Origin of the sequence: Niveispirillum irakense DSM 11586, assembly GCF_000429645.1 — a bacterium.
Classification (GTDB): Bacteria; Pseudomonadota; Alphaproteobacteria; order Azospirillales; family Azospirillaceae; genus Niveispirillum; species Niveispirillum irakense.
The window spans coordinates 48,076-69,731 of sequence record NZ_AUCG01000021.1; the positions used below are offsets into that span (position 1 = coordinate 48,076).

Genomic DNA, 21,656 nt, shown 5'->3' on the forward strand with positions numbered 1-21,656 from the left:
ATAGAAAAGCGCCAGCCCCGAGAGAAGCCGGCGCTTTTTTCATGGATCAGAGATGGGATCGATCCGGGTTCAGACGCGTCCGAATGGGGCGCTTGAGACCCGGATCTGACACAAGTCCATTGGCCTTATATACCATCGGTCAAAATTCTTGACCGATGGGACGGCGGCGGCTGCCGCCGCGCGGCCCATGTCGTGTAGCCAAGGGTGCGGAGCGCCTGCCACCGATTGAGCGGCACGAAAGCTTGACCATCGGTCAGGATTTCGTGCCGCTGCTATAAGGTGCCGATGCGGTCGCCAGCGGGCCCGCGTAACGGGCGAAGCCCTCAACCGGCGCTCAAGTTCGCTGTCTTGACCGAGGCGATCATGACGGCGCGATACGAAAGCAAAGTCAGCACAAGGGTCAGCAGGAAGCCTTCCAGCCCCCCCACGAGCAGACCAGCGCTATTGGGGATCAGCACCATCATCCAGTAGATGAAGGCTGTCCGCATCGGGGAGACCTGCCAGCGCAGCAAATGATGATGCAGATGCTCCCGGTCCGGGGAAAAGGGAGCCCGGCCGGCCCGGATACGGGTCACGATCAGGCGCAGACAATCAACCACCGGCAACAGGAAAAGGCCCACAAGCTGCATATTGGTCATGCTTGACCCTGGCTGAGCTGCAATGCAAAGGCCGAGAAGGCCCATGACAGCGGACATGCCATAAGCCCCGCTATCACCCAGAAAAATCCAGCGGCGCATGTTGAAGATAAGGAAGACAAGCCCGCCGGCCACCATCAGCAGGGAAATCCAGGACAGCACACCGGTACTGCCGATATAAAAGAACATGCCCCAGATCACGGCCATGCCAGAGGCAATGCCATCGGCACCATCACTCATATTGAAGGCGTATTGGAAGCCGACCAGACTGATAATGGTCAGAAGCGCCCCCAGCATCGGCGCCAGTTCGATGAAGAGACGGCCCCCGAAATCCAGTCTCGCAAGAGCAAGCTCAGGCGCCAGAATGATGGCGAGCGAAAACATGACAAGCGACACGGAAAGCCGGATGGGCGGGGGTAGATGCGCCCGATCATCCATCATTCCCATCACAAACAGCACAGTGGCGCAGGGCACAATCACCCAGTGAGACGAGACGCCACCTTCTATCAGGGACAGAAAAATGCCGATCAGGGTGGCCGGCGCAAGGATGGCCAGACCACCAACCAAGGGCACGGCCCCGCGATGAAGTTTGCGGAAACTGTCCGGGTGATCAATAACGCCCAGCATCTCTCCAATCCGGGTCGCGTTCAGGCAGACCAGGGCAGATAGACCAATCTGCAGGATAACGGCTAGCGCAAAGATCAATTTTCCCACCCTATCGCGCGCGGGTCCCCAGAGTGATGACCAGCAACATCAGCATGGGTAGTGGCAAGCCACACGCCACCGGTCGGATCAGACCAGGTGGGCAGGAAACCAACAGACCATTTCATCGCCATATATCGCTGCCGGACCAAGGATCACCTCTCGACCACAATCGCCCGTTCAGCGCGATTGCGGAGATATGTCTACGCAAGACCATCTTTTACGGTCGATCCGCGGGTATCCTGTCCGTCCCGCAGTGCCAAAACAGTAAGGTTCTACCATATGGCAACTCAACCCGAGAAGATATTAGCGTAGGGTTCACCTGCATTAAAAACAGGCCAAGGGCCAGACAAGGGCCTGCGACCCTCCCTGCCAGATCAGCCTGACGCCATCTTCCCCCTGGAAGGTCTTATACCCAAAGCATAGCCGCAGCGAAAATGATGGCTGAGCTCATTTCATTTACTTGGGGTGACCTGACGGCCGTTCCCAGACACCGTCAGAATAATTTTAAGTTCTCCTTTTACAACTCGACACAAACGAAATGCATAAAGCGCCCAACCGCAAGAAGAGGTACGCAGAACCTTTCGCAGCGCAATAAACGGAATGATTTACGTGCGGCGGCGGATGCCCTGCATGAAAATCTCAACAGCCATTTCCACATCGGCCATAATCGTTTCCCGCGTCGGTGGCTCCGGCATATCAGCCGATAAATGGATCATCGCATCCCCCCAAGCCATGCTGAAGAAAAGACGGGCCGCCCTGGCGGGGTCAGGGATATCGTAATGCGTTCCCTGACTGATACAGGCGAGATAATCCGCGAGCGGACGAACCCACATCTCCTGCCCGCTATCCCGGAAGGTACGGGCGAGATGGGGAAACTTGCGCCCCTCTGCCATCATGACACGCAGAAGGGCAAGACTGGCCGGCGATAAAAGCGTATCCGCTGCCCGCCGGCCCATATCCAGCAAAACTTCTTCAGGCTGCCGGCCGGCCCGCGTCGCACTGTCAAGCGGCGCCAGCACGGATTGGCAGCATTCGACCATCATGGCTTCCAGCAACCCGTCCTTGGAGCCGAAGGCCTGATAGATGGTGGCACGCGATCCCCCCGAGAGGGCCAGGATTTCGCTGAGGCTTGCCTTCTCATAACCTTTTTGAAGGAAGACGGTGCTGGCGGCGTCCAGAATAGCCCGCCGCCGCGCTTCCCCCCGGCCCGATCGACGGGCCGGGGATTGCTCAACCGCAACCATGGCGGATTACGCCCCCTCCCCTGCCGTGCCACCACCCAGCGCCTTGTAAAGGGTCACCAGATTGGTCAACCGCTGCAGGCGGACCTGCAATTGCTGCTGCTGGGCGGTATAAAGGGCGCGCTGACTGTCCAGCACGGTCAGGTAATTATCGACACCGCGATCATACCGCGCCTGGGAAAGATCAAACGTCTCCTGCGTTGCCTCAACCAGGGAGGTCAGGGCCGAGAGCTGGTCAGACAGGGTTTCCCGCGCCACCAGTTCGTCCGCAACCTCACGGAATGCTGTACGCACGGCGCCCTGATACTGGGCCACCGCCGCATCACGCTCTGCCTTTGCCACTTCCAGATTGGCGCTGTTCCGCCCAAAATCGAAGATCGGCAGGGAGGCGGAGCTCCCAACGCTCCAGGCCTTGGTACCCGATTCAAACAGCCCGGAGAGGCTGCCGGAAAGGGTGCCAATGCTGCTGGTCAGCGAGATGGAGGGGAAGAACGCCGCACGGGCAGCCCCGATATTGGCGTTAGCCGCACGAAGCTGATGTTCGGCCTGGAGGATATCCGGACGGCGAAGCAGCAGGTCCGATGGCAGCCCTGCCGGAAGATCTCGGATGACATAGGCATCATCCGCCGCCGCCAGCAGGGCGGCCCCGCCATCAACAGGCTCCCCGACAAGCAGGGTCAAGGCGTTGACATCCTGTGCCACCTGACGGCGATACAGCGCCATATTGGCCCTGGCCGTATCCAGCGTCGTCTGCGCCTGACGCAGTTCAAGCTGCGTCCGGGCACCCCGGTCATAGGCCAGCTTGATCAGGTCATAGCTTTCCTGCTGAGCTTTCAGCGTATCCTCTGTCAGTTTCAGCAGGGACCGGTCGGTCAGCAGGGTCAGATAGGCATTCGCCACCTCGGCGATCAGCGACAGGCGGGCTGACCGCTGTGCTTCTGCCGTGGCGAAATAGGATTGCAATGCCGCATCCGACAGGGACCGGACCCGGCCGAAAAAGTCCAGTTCGAACGCCGTGACCCCGGCATTCACCTGATACTGGCTACCCACCGTGCTATTGCCCGTGGGTGAACTGGCGGCAGGCGTCCCCTGCCGGGTCGCCCCGGCGCCTGCCGCCACCGTGGGCAACTGGTCGGCGCGCTGCACCCGATAAAGGGCGCGGGCGCGTTCCACATTGGCGGTTGCGACGGCCAGATCGGCATTGTTGGTCAATGCCCGGCCGATCAGGTCACGCATCACAGGATCACGGAAGAAATCCTGCCAGGCAATGTCGGCCGCGACACCGGCACCGGTCCCCGTATCGGGGCCGGATACCGGCCAAGCGGTGGCCGTGCCGGTTTGCGGCTGCTGATAATCCGGCGCCATGGAACAACCGGCCAGGATCAGGCAAAGGGGCAAGCCGAGAAGAAGGTTGGTTTTACGGCTCATGATATCACCCTTCCTGGTTGCCATGCGGGGCATTGTTGTTTTTGGACCCGCTGACCCGCAGCACCAGACGTTCAACGACAACGAAGAAGATGGGAACGAAGAAGATAGCCAGCACGGTCGCCGCAATCATACCGCCGATCACACCGATACCGATGGCGTTCTGACTGCCGGAACCGGCACCCGACGCGACGGCCAGCGGGGTCACGCCCAGCGTGAAGGCCAGCGACGTCATCAGAATGGGGCGCAGACGCTGGCGGGCAGCTTCCAGCGTGGCTTCCACAAGCCCCATGCCCTTCTCGTAGTACTCCTTCGCAAATTCCACGATCAGGATCGCGTTCTTCGCCGAGAGGCCGATCGTTGTCAGCAGGCCCACCTGGAAATAGATGTCGTTGGGCAGACCGGCCAGGGTCGCGGCAATCACCGCCCCCAGCACGCCCAGCGGCACCACCAGCATCACCGCGAACGGGATGGACCAGCTTTCATACAGGGCAGCCAGGCAGAGGAACACGACCAGCAGCGAGATCGCATAGAGTGCCGGGGCCTGGGAACCGGACAGACGCTCCTCATAAGACAGACCGACCCAAGCGTAGCCGATACCTTCCGGCAATTGCGAGATCATCTGCTCCATGGCGGCCATCGCGTCACCAGAGCTGCGGCCCGGTGCGGGTTCGCCCTGGATATTCATCGCCGAGGTACCCTGGAAACGCTCCAGACGCGGCGGGCCAAAGGTCCATTCCGACGTGGCGAATGCCGCGAAGGGAACCATTTCACCTGCACTGTTACGGACATACAGCTTTTCGAGATCGCTCGGCAGCATGCGATAGGGCGCATCGGCCTGGACGAAGACACGCTTCACACGGCCACGGTCGATAAAGTCGTCGATATAGGTCGACCCCCACATGGCGCTGAGCGTGCGGTTGATTTCCGCCACGGTCAGACCAAGAGCGGTCGCCTTCTCCTGATCAATATCGACGCGGAGCTGGGCCGTATCCTCCATGCCATTGGGACGCACATTGGCAACCGCCGGGTTCTGCGCCGCCATGCCCAGGAGCATGTTACGGGCTTCCAGCAGTTTTTCATGCCCCAACCCGGCTTCATCCAGAAGCTGGAGATCGAAACCAGTGGCATTACCCAGTTCCAGCACGGCCGGCGGGGTGAAAGCGAACGCCATCGCATCCTTGATGCCCATGAAGGCACCCATGGCACGCATGGCGATATTCTGCGCGCGCCCTTCGCCTGCGCCGCGCTCCGCCCAGTCCTTCAGGTTCACGAACACCATAGCGGAGTTCTGCGCCTGACCGGAGAAGCTGAAACCGGCGATGGAGAAGACACCGTTAATATACTGGCCTTCCTGGTCGATCAGATAGTTTTCAACCTGCTTCACCACTTCCACGGTCCGTTCCTGCGTGGCGCCGGCCGGTGTCATGATCTGGGCGAAAATGATGCCCTGGTCTTCTTCCGGCAGGAAGGCGGTGGGCAGGCGGGTGAACAGCAGGCCAAGCGCCACCACGATCAGCGCGAAGGCAAACATGTAGCGGACCGGGCGGCGCACCACGCGATCAACCACGCTGACATATTTATGGTTGGAACGCTCAAAATTACGGTTGAACCAGCCGAAGAAGCCTTTGCGCTCCCCATGGCCCTGACGCTTCAGGATGGTGGCGCAGAGCGCCGGCGTCAGGATCAGGGCGACCAGCACCGACAGGCCCATGGCCGAGGCGATGGTGATGGAGAACTGGCGATAGATCACGCCGGTGGAACCGGGGAAGAAAGCCATGGGCACAAACACGGCGGACAGCACCAGACCGATACCGATCAACGCGCCCGTGATCTGATCCATGGATTTGCGGGTCGCCTCACGTGGCGACAGCCCCTCCTCCTCCATCACACGCTCGACATTTTCCACCACCACGATGGCATCATCGACCAGCAGACCAATCGCCAGCACGACGCCGAACATGGTCAGCGTATTGATGGTGAAACCGAAGGCAGCCAGGATGCCGAACGTGCCCAGCAACACCACCGGCACGGCGATGGTGGGAATGATGGTCGCACGGAAGCTCTGCAAGAACAGGTACATCACCAGGAAGACCAGCACCACGGCTTCCGCCAGGGTCTTCACCACTTCCTTGATCGACAGCTTGACGAAGGGCGTGGTTTCAAACGGGTACGCCACATCCACGCCCGCCGGGAAGCTGGGGCGCAACTGCTCCACCGCTGCCTTCACGCCTTCAGCCGTTTGCAGGGCGTTAGCCCCGGTGGCGAGGTTGATGGCAAGACCGGATGCAGCCTGACGGTTATAGCGCGAGACGAAATCATAGCTTTCCGCACCGAGTTCGACCTTCGCCACATCAGAGATGCGAACGTTGGAACCGTCCGTATTGGTGCGGATGATAACCTTGGCAAACTCTTCCGGCGTCTGCAGGCGGCTCTGCGCGGTAACAGTCGCGTTGAGCTGCTGCCCCTTTACGGAAGGCGTGCCACCGACCTGACCCGCCGCCACCTGGGCGTTCTGCGCCGTGATGGCCGAGGTGATATCGTCGATCGACAGATTGTAGGAAGCCAGCTTGGTCGGGTCGACCCAGATGCGCATCGCATAGGAAGAGCCGAAAACCTGCACATTGCCGACGCCATTGACGCGGCTGATCGGATCCTGCACCCGCGATGACACAAAGTCGCCAAGGTCAGCATCATTCAAGGTGCCGTCGGTGGAGACAAAGGCCAACACCATCAGGAAGCTGGCAGAGGATTTGGACACCACAACGCCACGCTGCTGCACTTCCGAGGGCAGCGAAGCCAGAGCCGGCTGCACCTTGTTCTGCACCTGCACCTGCGCGATATCGGCGTCGGTCCCTGCATTGAACGTGAGGGTGATCGCCACGTTACCCGATGCGTCGCTGGTGGACGTCATGTAACGCAGATTATCGATACCCTTCAGGTTCTGCTCGATGACCTGGGTCACCGTGCGCTCCAGCGTTTCAGCAGAAGCACCCGGATAAGAGGTATTGATGGCGATCTGGGGCGGCGCGATGGCCGGATATTGCTCGATCGGCAGGCGCATGATCGATAGCGCGCCGGCGAACATGATGATAATCGCGATCACCCAGGCAAAGACCGGGCGGTCGATGAAGAATTTTGCCATTTCTCAGCGCTCCGGTCAGTTCGCAGGGGCCGGAGCGGCACCAGCGGGCGCAGCGGCCTGCGGCTTCTGCCCGGCCGGCACCGGCTTCACCGGCGCACCGGGGGCGGCCTTCTGGATGCCTTCCGTAATGATGCGGTCACCCGGCTGAACACCCTTGGTCACCAGCCACTGGTCACCAATGGCACGGGTTGCCTCAACCGGCCGAATTTCGACCTTGTTTTCAGCACCCACAACCATGACGACGGCGGCACCATTGGCGCCCCGCTGCACACCCTGCTGCGGCACCAGCAGGGCCTGGGGCATCACGCCCTGCTCCACCTGGGCCCGCACGAACATGCCGGGCAGCAATTCCTGCTTCGGATTGGGGAAGGTCGCGCGCAGACCGACCATGCCGGTCGTCTCGTCAACCGTCACGTCAGAGAAGTCCAGCGCGCCGCTTTCCGTATAGTCGCTGCCATCTGCCATCAGAAGCTTGACCCGCAGCTTGCCGCCTTCGGGCATCTGAAGCTGGCCGGCGCTGATCTGACGCCGCAGTGCGGACACGGATTCCGCCGACTGGGTCAGGTCAACATAAACGGGATCAAGCTGGGTGATGGTGGTCAGCATTTCCGCCTGACCATTGGTCACCAGCGCCCCCGCCGTATAGCGGGAACGGCCGATGCGGCCGGAAATCGGCGCCTTCACATTCGTATAATCAAGATTGATGCGGGCGGTATCCACAGCAGCGCGCGCAGCGGCAATTGCCGCATCCGCCTGGCCAGCCTGGGCAACCGCGTCGTCGAATTCCTGCTGGCTGACACCGCGCATGCGCACCAGTTCGCGATAGCGGTCAGCGCGGGCCTTGGCCGCGACGGCTTGGGCCTGGGCGCTTTTCAGGTCGGCTTCCGCCTGTGCCAGGGCAGCACGATAGGGGGCCGGATCAATCTGATAAAGCGACTGCCCCGCTTCAACATCGGCGCCTTCTTCAAACAGGCGTTCCTTGATGATCCCGCTCACCTGGGGGCGGATCTCCGCAACACGGAACGGCGTGATGCGCCCGGTCAGTTCCGTGGTCAGCGTGAAAGGCTTGGCGGCCACCGTGACAATGCCGACCTCCATCGGGCCCATGGGCCCCCCTTGCTGCTGTTGCTCACCCCCGCAGGCAGAGACGAGCAGCACCAGGCTGCACAGGGCGGCGGAACCCAGAAGACGGAATCTGGACATGATGGTGGTAACCCCCAAAAGCGGACCAACTGCAGGATCGGCAGGTCGATCCATCCGATAGCGGATGTATCATGGACCTGCCAGGATAAGAAGAACGATCTTTTCTCTATTCCCCTACAACCTTGGCCATAGGGGGCGGAAAAACTGTACTCTCCGGTACAATCCGCCGGACGGTTTATCCATTGGATGGCCAAATTAAAAAGTGACCTTGATCACAGGATCACCATGTCAAGGGCGCATGCCCCCACGGCGTAAGGAAAAAGGCCGGCGCTGCGGCATGCAGCGACCGGCCTTTCCCCCAAACAGTAAGGATGTGACTGAGGATTAGAAACCGCCCGGAATGCGGTAGATATCGGGCTCGGTGGGCTTCTCCACATAAGAGAGACGCATATTTGCGCCCAGAATCTTTGGCGGTGCGCCTTCCTTTTCGCCCTTTTCCGTCACCAGGCCCAAAACCAGTTCGGTCAGGCGGCCTTGATTATCCGTGCCCATAAAGACCAGGACATTGTCATTATCCAAAGGCCGGTTCATCACAACACTGTCCGGCTTGTAACCCTGACCTGCCAGGAAGTTCCGTAACGCATTGGCAGCGTTGACTATCTGTTCCGGCGTAGCATCAGAACCGATGTCCTTGCCCCAGATCACATTGACACGGAACAGCTTTTTGGATTTGTAGCCCATCATATAGGCCACGACAGCCGGGCCGGATTCTGGCAGCAGGTCCCGCACATTGATCAGCAGCGCCGTTGTGCGCTCCGTCGGCTCTTCCATCTTCTGGATAGCATCGCCGCTAATTTTGAAATCCTTGGCAATGGCCTGGCGGATCTGGTCTTCCGTCATACCGAAACGGGCGCTGCGGAAGCCTTCAACCTTAAAAGCCTTGTCCGCAGTGGGCGCTGCCGCCCCCGGCTTGGCGGCCGGCTGTTGCGCCAGGGCCGGCCCAACGGCCAGCAAAGCCACCATGCCCAATGAAACGAAGAAACGCCCGATCATCCCCAGCTCCTGTACCCGAAAGGCTGTAATGGGGATGTTCTAACCGCAGCGCCCTGACAAGCGGAAGCCTTTTACACGGCTTCGACCCTATCCTTACCTTTTGGGGGTGTAGGCCGGCTGGCATCTGCGGCCCGCGACAAAAGAAAGGGTGCCTGCACACGGCAGGCACCCAGGGAGGGCAACACGAGGAAGAATAGGGTCAGTGGAACAGGACGGCTGCCTTTTGCAGCGTGATCCACACACCCCAGATGATGGGAACCCCCACCACCGTCCAGGCTATAGCGGCCTTGCCGTCCAGCCCGCCCTTGCCGATCCCGAAGGAACCGGTAGGGTGAACCGCAGCGGCCGCACGGGCAGAGGCCTGCAATTCCGCCACTTCCTTGTCGGACATGAACCATTTGGCCGCCAGCGGACGCACCGCCAGATTGGCCAGCAGGCCCAGCGCCAGCATGCCCGCCAGGATATACATGGTGAAGTCATAGACCCGGTCGGGCGGCACGCCGGCATTCATCTGCGCTTCACGGATGAAGGTGACGACGAAGGGACCGATGATGCCAGCCGTGGCCCAGGCCGTCAGCAGCCGCCCATGGATGGCGCCGACGAACTGGGTGCCGAAAATATCCGCCAGATATGCCGGGATGGTGGCGAAGCCACCGCCATACATGGACAGGATAATGCAGAAGAAGGCGACGAACAGGGCGATGGAGCCGGCATGTGCCGCCCAGGGGGCCAGGGCATAAAGCGCGATGCCCAGCGCGAAGAAGGTGAAATATGTGGCCTTGCGGCCGATCTTGTCCGACAGCGACGCCCAGAAGAAGCGCCCACCGATATTGAACAGCGACAGCAGACCCGTGAAACCGGCAGCAATGGCCGCAACTGCCTTGCGCTGGCCTTCATCCAGATCATTGAAGCCAACGCCCTGCGCACCGATCAGCGAGCCGGCGAAAATCTCCTGCAACATTGGCGATGCCATACCGATCACGCCAATGCCGGCCGACACATTCAGGCACAGGACCGCCCAGATCAGCCAGAATTGCTTGGTCTTATGGGCGTCGCGCAGATGCACATGACCATGGGTGATCATGGCCTTGCTGCTGCCGATGGGCGGAATCCAGCCTTCCGGGCGCCAGCCGGCGGGCGGGATGCGGTACCCAAAGGCGCCGCCCATCATGAAGACGAAATATCCAACCGCCATGACCATGAAGGTTTCCCAAACGCCCACACTGGTGGGGGTACGGAACATATTCATCAGCATGTCGGCCAGCGGCGCGCCGATCATCGCCCCACCGCCAAAGCCCATGATGGCCATGCCCGTCGCCATGCCGCGCCGGTCGGGGAACCATTTCACCAGGGTGGATACGGGCGAGATATAGCCCAGCCCCAGCCCGATGCCGCCAATGACGCCCGACCCCAGCCACATCAGCCAGAGTTGATGGGTCATGATGCCGAAGGCGGCGATCACCATGCCGCCACACCAGCAGCAGGCGGATACCACCGCCGCCTTGCGCGGGCCGACCTTTTCCAGCCAGCCGCCCCAGGCCGCGGCTGAACAGCCCAGGAAGACGAAGAACAGCGTGTACATGATGGACAGGTCCGACACCCGCCAGTCGCAACTGGTGGTGAACAGGGCCGTCAGCATGTTCATATCGGTGCAGGCGACCGGGGCCGTAACCCCGACCGCGCGGCTGAGCGGCAGCCAGAACACACTGAAACCATAGGCCATGCCGATGCACAGATGAACCGCCAGGGCGGCCGGCGGCACCAGCCACCGGTTGAAACCCGGTTGCGCGATGATGCGCTGCTTATCCAGCAGACCGACACCGGCACTGTCCAGGGGGGGATTGGCAACACTCATAGATGCACGCCTCCTTGTCCGTATTCCTGCCTGTTCAGATTATTGCTGCCGGCGCTTATCCTATGCCGGTCGTGCTGCTAGACGGTTGCGCGCAACTTTTCCAGTGCTGTGCGCACAACCGGGTCCAGCCCCTCGCCCCCTGCATCCAGATGGGCGAAGATGGCTTGTCGCATTCTTGGGTCCCAGAAGCTGCGAATATGATCGGCAACGCCTTCGGCCGCCCTGTCACCGGGCTGGGTAACGAAGAACTTGCCGATCTGGTTGGCCATGGTGACCAGCTTGTCAGGCGACATCGGCCTTTGCCTTTCCGGTAATGCGATTTGGATGGGTGAAAAGCTCGAACTCCTGCCCGCGCACGATGGCGGCGAGCGTGATACCGGCCTGTTCCGCCAGCCGCACAGCCAAAGCCGTGGGGGCCGAGATGGCGGCGATGACCGGCGCCCCGATGCTGGCCGCCTTCTGCACCATTTCAACCGATACCCGGCTGGTCAGCAGCAGGATGCCCGATGCAGGGGAGACGCCGCCGCGCGCCAGGGCGCCGGCCAGCTTGTCCAGCGCATTATGCCGGCCGACATCCTCCCGCACGGCGACGATGCCGCCCTTGGGGGTCCAGAAAGCAGCGGCATGGACGGCGCGGGTCTGCTGGTTCAGCGGCTGCTTTCCCGCCAGTTGCGTCATCGCAAGTGTCAATTGGGTGGGGCTGAAGCGGGGATCGGCCGTCACCTTGGGGATGGCGCGATTGGCTTCCGCCAAACTCTCGATCCCGCACAGGCCGCAGCCGACCGGGCCGGCCAGCCGCCGCCGTCGCTTCTCAGCCCGGACGGCGGCATCCGGTTCCAGCCACAGGCGCAGATTGATCCCATCCGGCACCGGCACGACTTCCAAATCCCGGATAGCGGATGGCTGGTCGATAATGCCTTCGGTCAGGCTGAAGCCGATGGCGAAATCCTCCAGGTCCGCCGGGGTCGCCATCATCACCGCATGGGCGGCGCCGTCATAGGTGAAGGCAACCGGCGTTTCCTCCGGCAAGTACCGCTGATGGGCGTGCATCTCCCCATCCCGCCAAGCCTGGCCGGAGGTCATCCTTACCGCTTGGGGGAGGGGGTTTTGCTCACTCATTCCGCCGCACTCGCATGGCCGGAAATGCGGCGCGACAGGTCGGCATGGGCCTGATAACGCTCCTGCCAGTCGGACGGACCATTGCTGGGCGTCACCTGCACCGCCGTCACCTTATATTCCGGGCAGTTGGTCGCCCAATCGGAATGGTCGGTGGTGACGACATTGGCCTGGGTCATCGGGTGGTGGAAGGTGGTGTAGACGACACCCGGCGCCACCCGGTCAGTGATCAGCGCCCGCAGCGTCGTCTCCCCGGCCCGGCTCTGCAGCCGCACCCAATCACCGTCGCGCACGCCGCGCTGTTCGGCATCATGCGGGTGGATTTCCAGCCGATCTTCCTGATGCCACACCGTGTTGGCGGTGCGCCGTGTCTGCGCGCCGACATTATATTGCGACAGAATGCGCCCGGTGGTCAGCAGCAGCGGGAAGCGCGGCCCCGTCTTCTCGTCGGTTGGGATATATTCGGTGATGACGAACTTGCCCTTGCCACGGGCAAAGCCGCCAATATGCATCACCGGCGTGCCTTCCGGGGCCTTATCGTTGCAGGGCCATTGCACCGACCCCAATTCGTCCAGCTTGGCGTAAGACACGCCCTTGAAGGTGGGGGTGACGGCAGCGATCTCGTCCATAATTTCCGACGGGTGGCGGTAATTCATCGGGAAGCCCATGGCATTGGCAATCGCCACGGTGATTTCCCAATCCGCCAGCCCCGGCCCGCCAGCACCATTGCGCGGCGGCATCACCTTGCGCACGCGGTTGATGCGGCGTTCGGCATTGGTGAAGGTGCCGTCTTTTTCCAAAAACGTGCTGCCGGGCAGGAAGACATGGGCGTAATTCGCCGTCTCGTTCAGGAACAGATCCTGCACCACCACACATTCCATCGCCGACAGGCCGGCGGCAACATGGGTGGTGTTGGGATCGGACTGAACGATATCCTCCCCCTGCACATACAGGCCCTTGAAGCTGCCATCGACGGCGGCATCCAGCATGTTGGGGATGCGCAGGCCCGGTTCATGATCCAGGCTCACGCCCCAGAGCCCCTCGAACATCTCCCGCGTCGCATCATCCGCCACATGGCGGTAACCCGACATTTCATGCGGGAAAGAGCCCATGTCGCAGGCGCCCTGGACATTATTCTGCCCGCGCAGCGGGTTCACGCCCACCCCTTCCCGGCCCAGATTGCCGGTGACCATAGCCAGATTGGCAATCGCCATCACGGTGGTGGAGCCCTGGCTATGTTCGGTCACGCCCAGGCCGTAATAGATTGCCCCATTGCCGCCCGTGGCATAAAGCCGGGCGGCACCGCGCAGATGTTCCGCCGGCACCCCGGTATAGGCTTCCATCGCCTCCGGGCTGTGGCGCGGGTCAGAGACGAAATCGGCCCAGTCGGTGAATTCATCCCAATCGCAGCGTTCGCGCACGAATGTCTCGTTCGCCAGCCCTTCGGTGACAATGACATGGGCCATGGCGGTCAGCACCGCCACATTGGTGCCGGGGCGCAGCGGCAGATGGAAGGAGGCTTCCACATGCGGCTGGCGCACCAGATCAATCCGACGCGGATCAATGACGATCAGCTTGGCCCCCTGGCGCAGCCGCTTCTTCAAGCGGGAGCCGAAGACCGGGTGCCCATCGGTGGGGTTGGCCCCGATCACCACCACCACATCGGCGTGCTCCACCGAGTCAAAATCCTGCGTGCCGGCAGAGGTGCCGAACGCCGTCTTCAACCCATAGCCGGTGGGGGAATGGCAGACGCGGGCGCAGGTATCGACATTATTATTGCCGAAACCACCCCGGATCAGCTTCTGCACCAGATAGGTTTCCTCATTGGTGCAGCGCGATGAGGTGATGCCGCCAATGGCATTACGGCCATATTGGCCCTGCAGGCGCTTAAATTCGGATGCCACATGGGCAATCGCCTGATCCCAGGTCACTTCCTGCCAGGGATCGGTGATCTTCGCCCGCACCATCGGCTTCAGGATACGTTCCTTATGCGTGGCATAGCCCCAGGCGAAACGGCCCTTGACGCAGGAATGGCCGCGATTGGCCTTGCCATCCTTATAGGGTACCATGCGTACCAATTCGGTCCCGCGCATTTCCGCCTTGAAGGAACAGCCGACCCCGCAATAAGCGCAGGTGGTGACGACGGAATGTTCGGGCTGGCCGATCTCCACCACCGATTTTTCGATCAGCGTCGCCGTGGGGCAGGCCTGCACGCAGGCCCCGCAGGACACGCAATCCGATGACAGGAAATCCTGTCCCGCCCCGGCATTCACCTTCGACGCAAAGCCCCGGTCGGCGATGGACAGCGCGAAGGTGCCCTGCACCTCCTCACACGCCCGCACGCAACGGGCGCAGACAATGCACTTACTGGGATCGAAGGTGAAATAGGGGTTGCTGGTATCCTTTTCCTGGCCCAGATGGGTTTCAACCTCATTGCCATAGCGCACCTCACGCAGGCCCACAGCACCGGCCATATCCTGCAATTCACAATCGCCATTGGCAGCACAAGTCAGGCAATCCAGCGGATGGTCGGAGATATAAAGCTCCATCACCCCACGCCGCAGCTTGGCCAGCTTGGGCGTCTGGGTTGCCACCTTCATACCGGGGGCGACAGGCGTGGTGCAGGAAGCCGGCGTGCCGTTGCGCCCCTCAATCTCCACCAGACAAAGCCGGCAGGAACCATAGGCATCCAGCATGTCGGTGGCGCACAGCTTCGGCACCTGGATGCCGGCATCCATCGCCGCACGCATCACCGATGTGCCTTCCGGCACACTGATTTCCACCCCATCAACGGTCAGGCTGACCATGCTCTCCGACTTGGACCTGGGCGTGCCATAGTCGATCTCGTGGATCAGGGTCATGGGTTCCTCCGGGGGTGGGAAAGCTGATGCTTAGGCAAAGCGATTCCGTCATCCCGGCGCACGCCGGAATCCAGATTCGTAGAGCTATGCGCCTGTGATACTGGACCCCGGCCTTCGCCGGGGTGACGGTAAAATGAGGGGGAGAGCGAGGGTTTCAGCCCCGCAACGGCAACAGGCGCAGCCGGGCGCGCTTGGGCTCCACCGTCACCAGCGCACCAGCTTCCAGATCGGCGGCCATCTGGCGCAAGGCCGCCACCAAAGCCGGCCCAATCGCCTCCGGGCGGACATCCTCGGCGCGGATTTGCACGACGCTGGGTTTGGCCCCGCCCGTCGCGGCCAGCATGGCGCTGAAATCCAGATCGTGGGTCAGCACGACCAGCCCGTGAGCGGCCGCATAGGCCATGATCTCCCGGTCCGGCGCTCCCATCGGTCCAATGCTGGACCAGTGCTGCGCCTCGATCCCCTCGGCCTGCAGAACCTGCACCCAGCGGGGGGCCAAGTTCATATCGATCAACAGCTTCATGCTGACGCGAGGGTGATTTCGCGTTCCTCCGACCGCCATGCGGCATAGCGCAGGGCCTGCAGCACGTCATCGCGCTCCAGATAAGGGTAGTCGGCCAGGATGCTGTCGATCTCCTGGCCGGACGCGACCAGCCCGACCAACAGGCCCACCGTAACCCGCTTGCCCCGGATACAGGGCTTGCCACCCATGACGCCCGGTTCCTGGGTGATCCGGTCCAATATCGGCATGATCCGACCTCTCTCGCACCAGTGCAGATAATGTGGGCCGGATTTGGCAAGTCTGCAAGAAGCATCACCGCCCCCTACTCCGCCGCCGCCGCATGACGCCGCCGGAAATCCTCCGGGTAATGGCGCACGGCACTCAACACCGGATAGGGGGTGAAGCCGCCCAGCGCACAAAGGGAGCCGAACTTCATCGTGGCGCAGAGATCTTCCAGCAGGGCCAGATTGGCATCCACCTCCCGGCCCGCCATGATCTTTTCCACCACCTCTGCCCCACGGGTGGAGCCGATGCGGCAGGGGGTGCATTTGCCACAGGATTCGATGGCACAGAATTCCATGGCAAAGCGCGCCTGCGCCGCCATGTCCACGCTGTCATCAAACACCACCACCCCGCCATGGCCGATCAGCCCATCGCGCTGGGCGAACGCTTCATAATCATAGGGTGTGTCGAACAGCATGGGCGGGAAATAGGCCCCCAGCGGACCGCCGCACTGCACCGCCTTGACCGGGCGACCGGTGGCGGTGCCATCGCCGATACCTTCGACGATTTCGCCCAACGTCACCCCGAACGCCGTTTCATACAGCCCGCCATGACGGACATTGCCGGCGATCTGGATCGGCATGGTGCCGCGTGAACGGCCCATGCCGAAGTCAGCATAATAGGCCGCCCCTTCGGCCAGGATCACCGGCACGGTGGCGAGCGAGATCAGGTTGTTGATCACGGTCGGCTGGCCGAACAGGCCCTTATGCGCCGGCAGCGGCGGCTTGGCCCGCACCTGCCCGCGCTTGCCCTCCAGGCTTTCCAGCAGGGCCGTTTCCTCCCCGCAGACATAGGCCCCGGCACCGACGCGCAATTCCAGATCGAACGTAACACCACTGCCCAGAATATCCGTCCCCAGCCGCCCGGTGCGGTAGGCCTCCGCAATGGCGGCGCGCATGGTGCGGTTGGCATGGGGATATTCGGAGCGGGAATAGATGTACCCCTTGGTCGCCCCCACGGCGATGCCGGCAATGCTCATGCCCTCGATCAGGCAGAAGGGATCGCCCTCCATGATCATCCGGTCGGCGAAGGTGCCGCTGTCCCCTTCATCGGCGTTGCAGACGATATATTTCTGCGGGGCCTTGGTGTCGGCCACCGTCTTCCATTTCACGCCGGTGGGGAAGCCGGCCCCGCCACGACCGCGCAGGCCGGATTTGGTTACAGCCGCCACAATCGCAGCCGGGCCGATGGACAGCGCATGGCGCAGCCCCTTGTATCCGCCCGTCGCTTCATAATCTTCCAGCGACAGCGGATCGACAATGCCGCAGCGGGCAAAGGTCAGGCGGGTCTGGCCCTTCAGCCAGGGATGATCCTCCATCCGGCCCAGGCGCAGCGGATGCGCCCCACCCAGCAGGAAGCCGGCATTGAACAGGCCCGGCACATCCTGCGGGTTGACCGGACCATAGGCGATGCGACCGGCGGGTGTTTCCACCTCCACCAGCGTTTCCAGCCAAAACAGCCCGCGCGACCCGGTGCGGGTGATGGTGATCGCTGTGCCATCGGCAGCGGCGTGGCTGGTGATGGCTTTCACCACCCGCTCGGCACCCACGGCCAGGGCTGCCACATCCTGCGGGATGAGCAGTCGGATCGGCGATATCGGGGCGGTATTCATGCGCGCCGCGCCTCCTCAACAATGCCAGCCAGGCTTTCCGGGGTCAGACGGCCATGCGGCTCCCCATCCACCAGCGCGGCGGGGGCCGTGGCGCAGAGGCCCAGGCAATAGACCGGTTCCACCGTCACCGACCCGTCGGGCGTGGTGCCGCCCCAATCAATGCCCAGCCGGCGCAGCAGATGGCTGGCCGTATGCTCCCCCTTCATGGACTGGCACGCCTCTGCCCGGCACAGCTTCACCACATGGCGGCCGGCGGGATCATGGCGGAAATCATGATAAAAGGTGATGACGCCATGCACCTCCGCCCGCGACAGGTTCAGCGCATCGGCCAGCAGCGGCACCGCCGGCTCGGGCACATGGCCGAATTCTTCCTGCAGCGCGTGCAGGATGGGCAACAGGGCGCCCGGCATCTGGGCATGGTCAGCAATAATCGCTTCCGCCCGGAACGGATCCCAGGTGGGGCGAAGAGACGGGTTTGGCATCGGGGGCTGCCTTCCTCATCAGCAATCGTTGCAGATGAGATAAACAAACCAAACGATGGGATTCAACATAGCTGTTCCATGCTGCGATAGAACATTTCTATCAAAGCTCCACTTGGCGCAGCCTCTCCCGATCGGCTTTCAGCGTTAGGGCGGCGTCAGCGCGCGCCCATGCCAGATCAGCCTGATGCACGGCCGCCGCGCAGAAATCCGGCTCGCAATGGACCTTGCGGGCAAGCGCTGCCAAGGCTTTGCGCAGTCGGATCTGGACCTCCACCAGCCCGGCACCGTCACGGGCGATCAGCATGAAGGCATCCTCAAAAAGGTCGGCGGTGGACAGTGGCGGGACATGGATATTGGGGTGGTCAACCGCTTCGCTTTCCGGTTTGGTCGGCCCCTGCCCCCATAAATCCATCAACCGGGTCATGCGGCCAATCACGTCGATGGCGGTACCGGAATCATTCACCCCCGGCGACATGGCGCGCGAGGCAATCTCGCTCATCACGGCCAGACCGAAGCGCGGGTCCTGGTCGAAACTGCGTTCATTGCCGATGGTAAAGGCGCGGCGCATGCCCTCACCAAAGGCGTCGATCTCCTCCCCCTCCAGTGAAGGACGGTCCATCCAGAGCAATGGGGTATCGCCATAGACGAATGTGCCGGGCAGGGTCAGCACATGAATATCCCGCTTGCCCCGCTCAGAACAGGCGGTCAGCGCCGGCATGTCGATATGCTGGACATAGCCGACGCATCCGGCTGTCACGATCAACGCCTGTGCTGGCGGCTCCAGCAACCCTGCCGCCAATTTTCGCCCGCCGAGATAGGGCAGCGCCAGCCGGTGGCGCATGGCGGCTTCGGTGGCCCGTTCCACCCGGTCGGTCGTCTCCCCCACCCGGCCCAGCCGGGTCAGATGGTCAATCCAGCGCAGCAGGGAAATAACAATCAGCGCGATCACGCCCAGCGTCACCGCGAACAGGATCACCCGCCCCCGCTCCCCATAGGCACCGGTCTGCAGCACGATGATGCCGACAATGCCGAACAGAAAAGACCCGATGAAGGTGGACAGGACATTCTGCGTTGTCCGATCCTCCATCAACAGCCGGGTAGCGCGCGGCGTAACATTGCTGGTGGCTGCCCCATAGGCAGACGTCATGACCGACAGGGAGAATGTCGTCACCGACAACATGCTGGACGCGATGATGGTGAGGATACTGTCAATGGAATCCGCCCCCATCGCCCCCGGCAGATGCCAGGGTATATAAGGCTCGACCACCGCCGCCAGGATAGCCGTCAGGATGCCCAGCAGCCCGATAAGGCTGGCCCGCAGCCAGAGCCGCCGGGTTAATTGTTTGAAAATCCACTGCCAACGCGACATCCATTTCCCCCTCTGGATGGCCCTACACACCGGTAACGGATTGGCGGAGCAGTTGGATCAAATTTTCATTTCATCAGCACGCCATTGTTGGCTAACACTCGTGCAATATGTACGTTTTAGGATGCAACCCCGCAGTCATAATATGAATTCAACTTATAGATAAAATCATAGAATTTCCGATTAACCATTTTAAGCGCTTATTATCTTAATGGTCAAATGAAAAATCAACATACAGTAACTTTGTTCTTCAATTTAGAATCAAATTGAAGGTTGCAATTTTCATCCAAATAAAATACGCTATTTTTGATAAATAAAGATTCATTAAAGTATTTCAAGATATTTATCTTTGTATCAATTAAATCAATCCTAATATCAAGTAATTCATCTCTCATTTGCGAGTTTGTGATAATTGAAATTATTAGAGATCTATCAAAGAAATCAGCCTTTCCAGTATTATTACAGTTAGAAATCCTCGAACAATGCAATCGAGAAGCATCGATTGATATTTTTGCTGTAACACTAGAATGTAATTCTATCTCTAAATTATTAATAACAACCGCGGTGGCGACAATAAATTCTTCACAAATTTCATTTTTTATGCCCAATTTTTTAAATGAAAAAAGCAATTCTGAGTATGCATCTTCTATTGTAAAGGCAGGCCTGATAGAAATTGTCCTACAAAACAAACTAGCAATTCTATAGAATCTAGACACATTCTTTGCATTGATTTCTGTTGGAAATTTGTCTTTTTTTGCGAACCAAGAAAGAATTTCTGCTTTTACCGTTGTTTTTGACATTCCAATCTCTTTTAAGAGATCGCTTGATGAGTATTCTTCGATTTTACTTTCAAAATATGGCTTCATCCACCACTCACAAGCGCCATTATGATTAAGAGGCTTTTGTTTTTTAGACTCAGATCCAAGCTGATAAACCTGAGCAAAAGCAAATTGCGAGTATGCATTTATAATTGTATTAAAGCTTCCCCCTTTATCTCTTTTGGGGTGGGCAATGAAATCTCCTATTTCACGAATGAATGGGCCGTGATTAAATCTTTCTTTTATATAGAATTGCCCCACATCTGAATCGGTATAGTTTCCATTTTTTATCCTCGTTAAATAGGCCATAAATGCTCCTAGCGCCTAATTTTCCTGCTGAATTGGTAATGTCGCGCACAAAAAATAAATCGTTTTTCATATTTTATCAGGAAATCTGAAATCACGAATAGAATTTTTGGTCAAACGGATAAAATTCAATCTTCGACAGCCACCGCAGTAGAACTCTTTCTGAATCAAACTTAGAATACCCCGCCTGCCTCCACATGCTGGCGGGCGAAGCGGCGGGCTTCGGTTACCAGGGCGGCGGTCAAGGGGGTCATGGGGTCGCGATTGGGCACGACCAGCCCGATCGTATGCACGGCATCCGGTTCCACAATGGGAATGGCGCGGATCGGGTCGGTCAGGCCCAGGGTGCTGGCCAGCACCTCCGGCATCACGCTGGCCCATTTGCCGGTGCGGACATGGGAGAACAGCACGATCATGGAATTGCTTTCCAGGGTCGGGGCCGGGCGGGCCCCGGCCCCGATGAGCAGCCGGTCGATGATACGGCGGTTCTGCATATCGGGCGTCAGCAGGCAAAGCGGGATATGCCCCACCTCCGCCCAGCTCACCTGATCACGGTCGCCCAGCGGGCTGTCGCGCGAGGTCAACAGCCGGTAATGCTCCCGATAAAGCGGGATGGAACGCACACGACCCAGCGGCTCATTATCCAGGTAGGTCAGCCCGGCATCAATCTCCAGATTTTCCAGCATGCCCAACACCTCCTGCGAGGTGCGGGACAGGATGGAGAAGCGCACGCCAGGATGGCGCTCCCGGTAAGGCGTGGTCAGGGCCGATACCATAGCCAATGCCGTCGGGATGGCAGCCAGCCGTAAATGCCCCATCAGGCCGTGGCGCAGGGCATGCACCTCCTGCCGCATGGCGCGGGTATCGCTGACGATGCGCCGCGCCCAGTCCAGCACCCGGTCGCCTTCGGCCGTCAGCCCCATGAAGCGCGCGCCGCGATTGACCAGCAGCACGCCCAGCGTGTCCTCCAACTGCTTGATCCCGGCAGAAAGGGTCGGCTGCGTCACCCCGCAGGATTCCGCCGCCTTGCCAAAATGCTGTTCACGGGCGAGCGCGATGAAAAATTCCAGCTTATCGATCATGGCCCATCCCTTTTGCTGGAAACAGCA

At 60.5% G+C, this 21,656-nt stretch carries 17 protein-coding genes; all 17 read right to left on the reverse strand.

Annotated elements, in window-relative coordinates; genetic code table 11:
• Positions 1–323: 323 nt before the first annotated feature.
• The 17 genes from G473_RS0109250 to G473_RS0109325 all read right to left on the reverse strand — a co-directional run bounded on the left by G473_RS0109250 (position 324) and on the right by G473_RS0109325 (position 21,629).
• Positions 324–1,262, reverse strand: coding sequence for a glycosyltransferase family 4 protein (locus G473_RS0109250; RefSeq protein ID WP_029012870.1), 939 nt, complete (start codon positions 1,260–1,262; stop codon positions 324–326).
• 683 nt (positions 1,263–1,945) lie between these two features.
• On the reverse strand, positions 1,946–2,584 hold the full coding sequence (locus G473_RS29155; RefSeq protein ID WP_051330084.1) for a TetR/AcrR family transcriptional regulator: 639 nt from the start codon (positions 2,582–2,584) through the stop codon (positions 1,946–1,948).
• 6 nt (positions 2,585–2,590) lie between these two features.
• Entirely contained in the window at positions 2,591–4,009 is a 1,419-nt protein-coding gene (locus G473_RS0109260) for an efflux transporter outer membrane subunit (protein ID WP_035706409.1), read from the reverse strand.
• Positions 4,010–4,013: 4 nt separating this feature from the next.
• Positions 4,014–7,151: an efflux RND transporter permease subunit gene (locus G473_RS0109265; protein ID WP_029012872.1), complete on the reverse strand. Its 3,138-nt coding sequence runs from the start codon at positions 7,149–7,151 to the stop codon at positions 4,014–4,016.
• Between the two features lie 15 nt (positions 7,152–7,166).
• Positions 7,167–8,354, reverse strand: a complete 1,188-nt coding sequence (locus G473_RS0109270) for an efflux RND transporter periplasmic adaptor subunit (RefSeq protein WP_029012873.1) — start codon at positions 8,352–8,354, stop codon at positions 7,167–7,169.
• A 324-nt stretch (positions 8,355–8,678) separates the two neighbouring features.
• Positions 8,679–9,347 (reverse strand): hypothetical protein, encoded by a 669-nt coding sequence (locus G473_RS0109275; protein ID WP_029012874.1) that lies wholly within the window; start codon positions 9,345–9,347, stop codon positions 8,679–8,681.
• Between the two features lie 199 nt (positions 9,348–9,546).
• Complete coding sequence (locus G473_RS0109280) at positions 9,547–11,202, reverse strand: OFA family MFS transporter (protein ID WP_029012875.1); 1,656 nt, start codon at positions 11,200–11,202, stop codon at positions 9,547–9,549.
• 77 nt (positions 11,203–11,279) lie between these two features.
• Positions 11,280–11,495, reverse strand: coding sequence for a formate dehydrogenase subunit delta (locus G473_RS0109285; RefSeq protein ID WP_029012876.1), 216 nt, complete (start codon positions 11,493–11,495; stop codon positions 11,280–11,282).
• Positions 11,485–12,252: a formate dehydrogenase accessory sulfurtransferase FdhD gene (gene fdhD, locus G473_RS0109290; protein ID WP_245580024.1), complete on the reverse strand. Its 768-nt coding sequence runs from the start codon at positions 12,250–12,252 to the stop codon at positions 11,485–11,487. The genes G473_RS0109285 and fdhD overlap by 11 nt, the downstream gene beginning before the upstream one ends.
• Positions 12,253–12,317: 65 nt before the next feature.
• The gene (gene fdhF, locus G473_RS0109295) at positions 12,318–15,179 is read right to left on the reverse strand and encodes a formate dehydrogenase subunit alpha (protein ID WP_029012878.1); all 2,862 of its coding nucleotides are present in this window, start codon (positions 15,177–15,179) and stop codon (positions 12,318–12,320) included.
• A gap of 154 nt (positions 15,180–15,333) precedes the next feature.
• The gene (locus G473_RS0109300) at positions 15,334–15,684 is read right to left on the reverse strand and encodes a DUF5615 family PIN-like protein (protein ID WP_210163271.1); all 351 of its coding nucleotides are present in this window, start codon (positions 15,682–15,684) and stop codon (positions 15,334–15,336) included.
• A gap of 14 nt (positions 15,685–15,698) precedes the next feature.
• The gene (locus tag G473_RS0109305) at positions 15,699–15,929 is read right to left on the reverse strand and encodes a DUF433 domain-containing protein (RefSeq protein ID WP_029012880.1); all 231 of its coding nucleotides are present in this window, start codon (positions 15,927–15,929) and stop codon (positions 15,699–15,701) included.
• Positions 15,930–16,003: 74 nt separating this feature from the next.
• Positions 16,004–17,575: a formate dehydrogenase beta subunit gene (locus G473_RS0109310; protein ID WP_029012881.1), complete on the reverse strand. Its 1,572-nt coding sequence runs from the start codon at positions 17,573–17,575 to the stop codon at positions 16,004–16,006.
• Positions 17,572–18,057 carry a formate dehydrogenase subunit gamma gene (locus tag G473_RS0109315; RefSeq protein ID WP_029012882.1) on the reverse strand — a complete coding sequence of 162 codons (486 nt, stop codon included), beginning with the start codon at positions 18,055–18,057 and terminating at the stop codon, positions 17,572–17,574. Before G473_RS0109315 ends, G473_RS0109310 begins: the two co-directional genes overlap by 4 nt.
• A 100-nt stretch (positions 18,058–18,157) precedes the next feature.
• On the reverse strand, positions 18,158–19,426 hold the full coding sequence (locus G473_RS0109320) for a DUF2254 domain-containing protein (RefSeq protein ID WP_029012883.1): 1,269 nt from the start codon (positions 19,424–19,426) through the stop codon (positions 18,158–18,160).
• Between the two features lie 224 nt (positions 19,427–19,650).
• The gene (locus G473_RS30265) at positions 19,651–20,550 is read right to left on the reverse strand and encodes a hypothetical protein (RefSeq protein WP_154667333.1); all 900 of its coding nucleotides are present in this window, start codon (positions 20,548–20,550) and stop codon (positions 19,651–19,653) included.
• A gap of 170 nt (positions 20,551–20,720) precedes the next feature.
• Positions 20,721–21,629 (reverse strand): LysR family transcriptional regulator, encoded by a 909-nt coding sequence (locus G473_RS0109325; RefSeq protein ID WP_029012884.1) that lies wholly within the window; start codon positions 21,627–21,629, stop codon positions 20,721–20,723.
• Positions 21,630–21,656 lie beyond the last annotated feature (27 nt).

What these genes read in the sequence shown, in the direction of transcription:
- G473_RS0109250 (WP_029012870.1), bottom strand. Translation starts at nt 1,262, where the DNA reads ATGCTGGGCGTTATTGATCACCCGGACAGTTTCCGCAAACTTCATCGC.
- G473_RS29155 (WP_051330084.1), bottom strand. Translation starts at nt 2,584, where the DNA reads ATGGTTGCGGTTGAGCAATCCCCGGCCCGTCGATCGGGCCGGGGGGAA.
- G473_RS0109260 (WP_035706409.1), bottom strand. Translation starts at nt 4,009, where the DNA reads ATGAGCCGTAAAACCAACCTTCTTCTCGGCTTGCCCCTTTGCCTGATC.
- G473_RS0109265 (WP_029012872.1), bottom strand. Translation starts at nt 7,151, where the DNA reads ATGGCAAAATTCTTCATCGACCGCCCGGTCTTTGCCTGGGTGATCGCG.
- G473_RS0109270 (WP_029012873.1), bottom strand. Translation starts at nt 8,354, where the DNA reads ATGTCCAGATTCCGTCTTCTGGGTTCCGCCGCCCTGTGCAGCCTGGTG.
- G473_RS0109275 (WP_029012874.1), bottom strand. Translation starts at nt 9,347, where the DNA reads ATGATCGGGCGTTTCTTCGTTTCATTGGGCATGGTGGCTTTGCTGGCC.
- G473_RS0109280 (WP_029012875.1), bottom strand. Translation starts at nt 11,202, where the DNA reads ATGAGTGTTGCCAATCCCCCCCTGGACAGTGCCGGTGTCGGTCTGCTG.
- G473_RS0109285 (WP_029012876.1), bottom strand. Translation starts at nt 11,495, where the DNA reads ATGTCGCCTGACAAGCTGGTCACCATGGCCAACCAGATCGGCAAGTTC.
- fdhD (WP_245580024.1), bottom strand. Translation starts at nt 12,252, where the DNA reads ATGCACGCCCATCAGCGGTACTTGCCGGAGGAAACGCCGGTTGCCTTC.
- fdhF (WP_029012878.1), bottom strand. Translation starts at nt 15,179, where the DNA reads ATGACCCTGATCCACGAGATCGACTATGGCACGCCCAGGTCCAAGTCG.
- G473_RS0109300 (WP_210163271.1), bottom strand. Translation starts at nt 15,684, where the DNA reads ATGAACTTGGCCCCCCGCTGGGTGCAGGTTCTGCAGGCCGAGGGGATC.
- G473_RS0109305 (WP_029012880.1), bottom strand. Translation starts at nt 15,929, where the DNA reads ATGCCGATATTGGACCGGATCACCCAGGAACCGGGCGTCATGGGTGGC.
- G473_RS0109310 (WP_029012881.1), bottom strand. Translation starts at nt 17,575, where the DNA reads ATGAATACCGCCCCGATATCGCCGATCCGACTGCTCATCCCGCAGGAT.
- G473_RS0109315 (WP_029012882.1), bottom strand. Translation starts at nt 18,057, where the DNA reads ATGCCAAACCCGTCTCTTCGCCCCACCTGGGATCCGTTCCGGGCGGAA.
- G473_RS0109320 (WP_029012883.1), bottom strand. Translation starts at nt 19,426, where the DNA reads ATGTCGCGTTGGCAGTGGATTTTCAAACAATTAACCCGGCGGCTCTGG.
- G473_RS30265 (WP_154667333.1), bottom strand. Translation starts at nt 20,550, where the DNA reads ATGGCCTATTTAACGAGGATAAAAAATGGAAACTATACCGATTCAGAT.
- G473_RS0109325 (WP_029012884.1), bottom strand. Translation starts at nt 21,629, where the DNA reads ATGATCGATAAGCTGGAATTTTTCATCGCGCTCGCCCGTGAACAGCAT.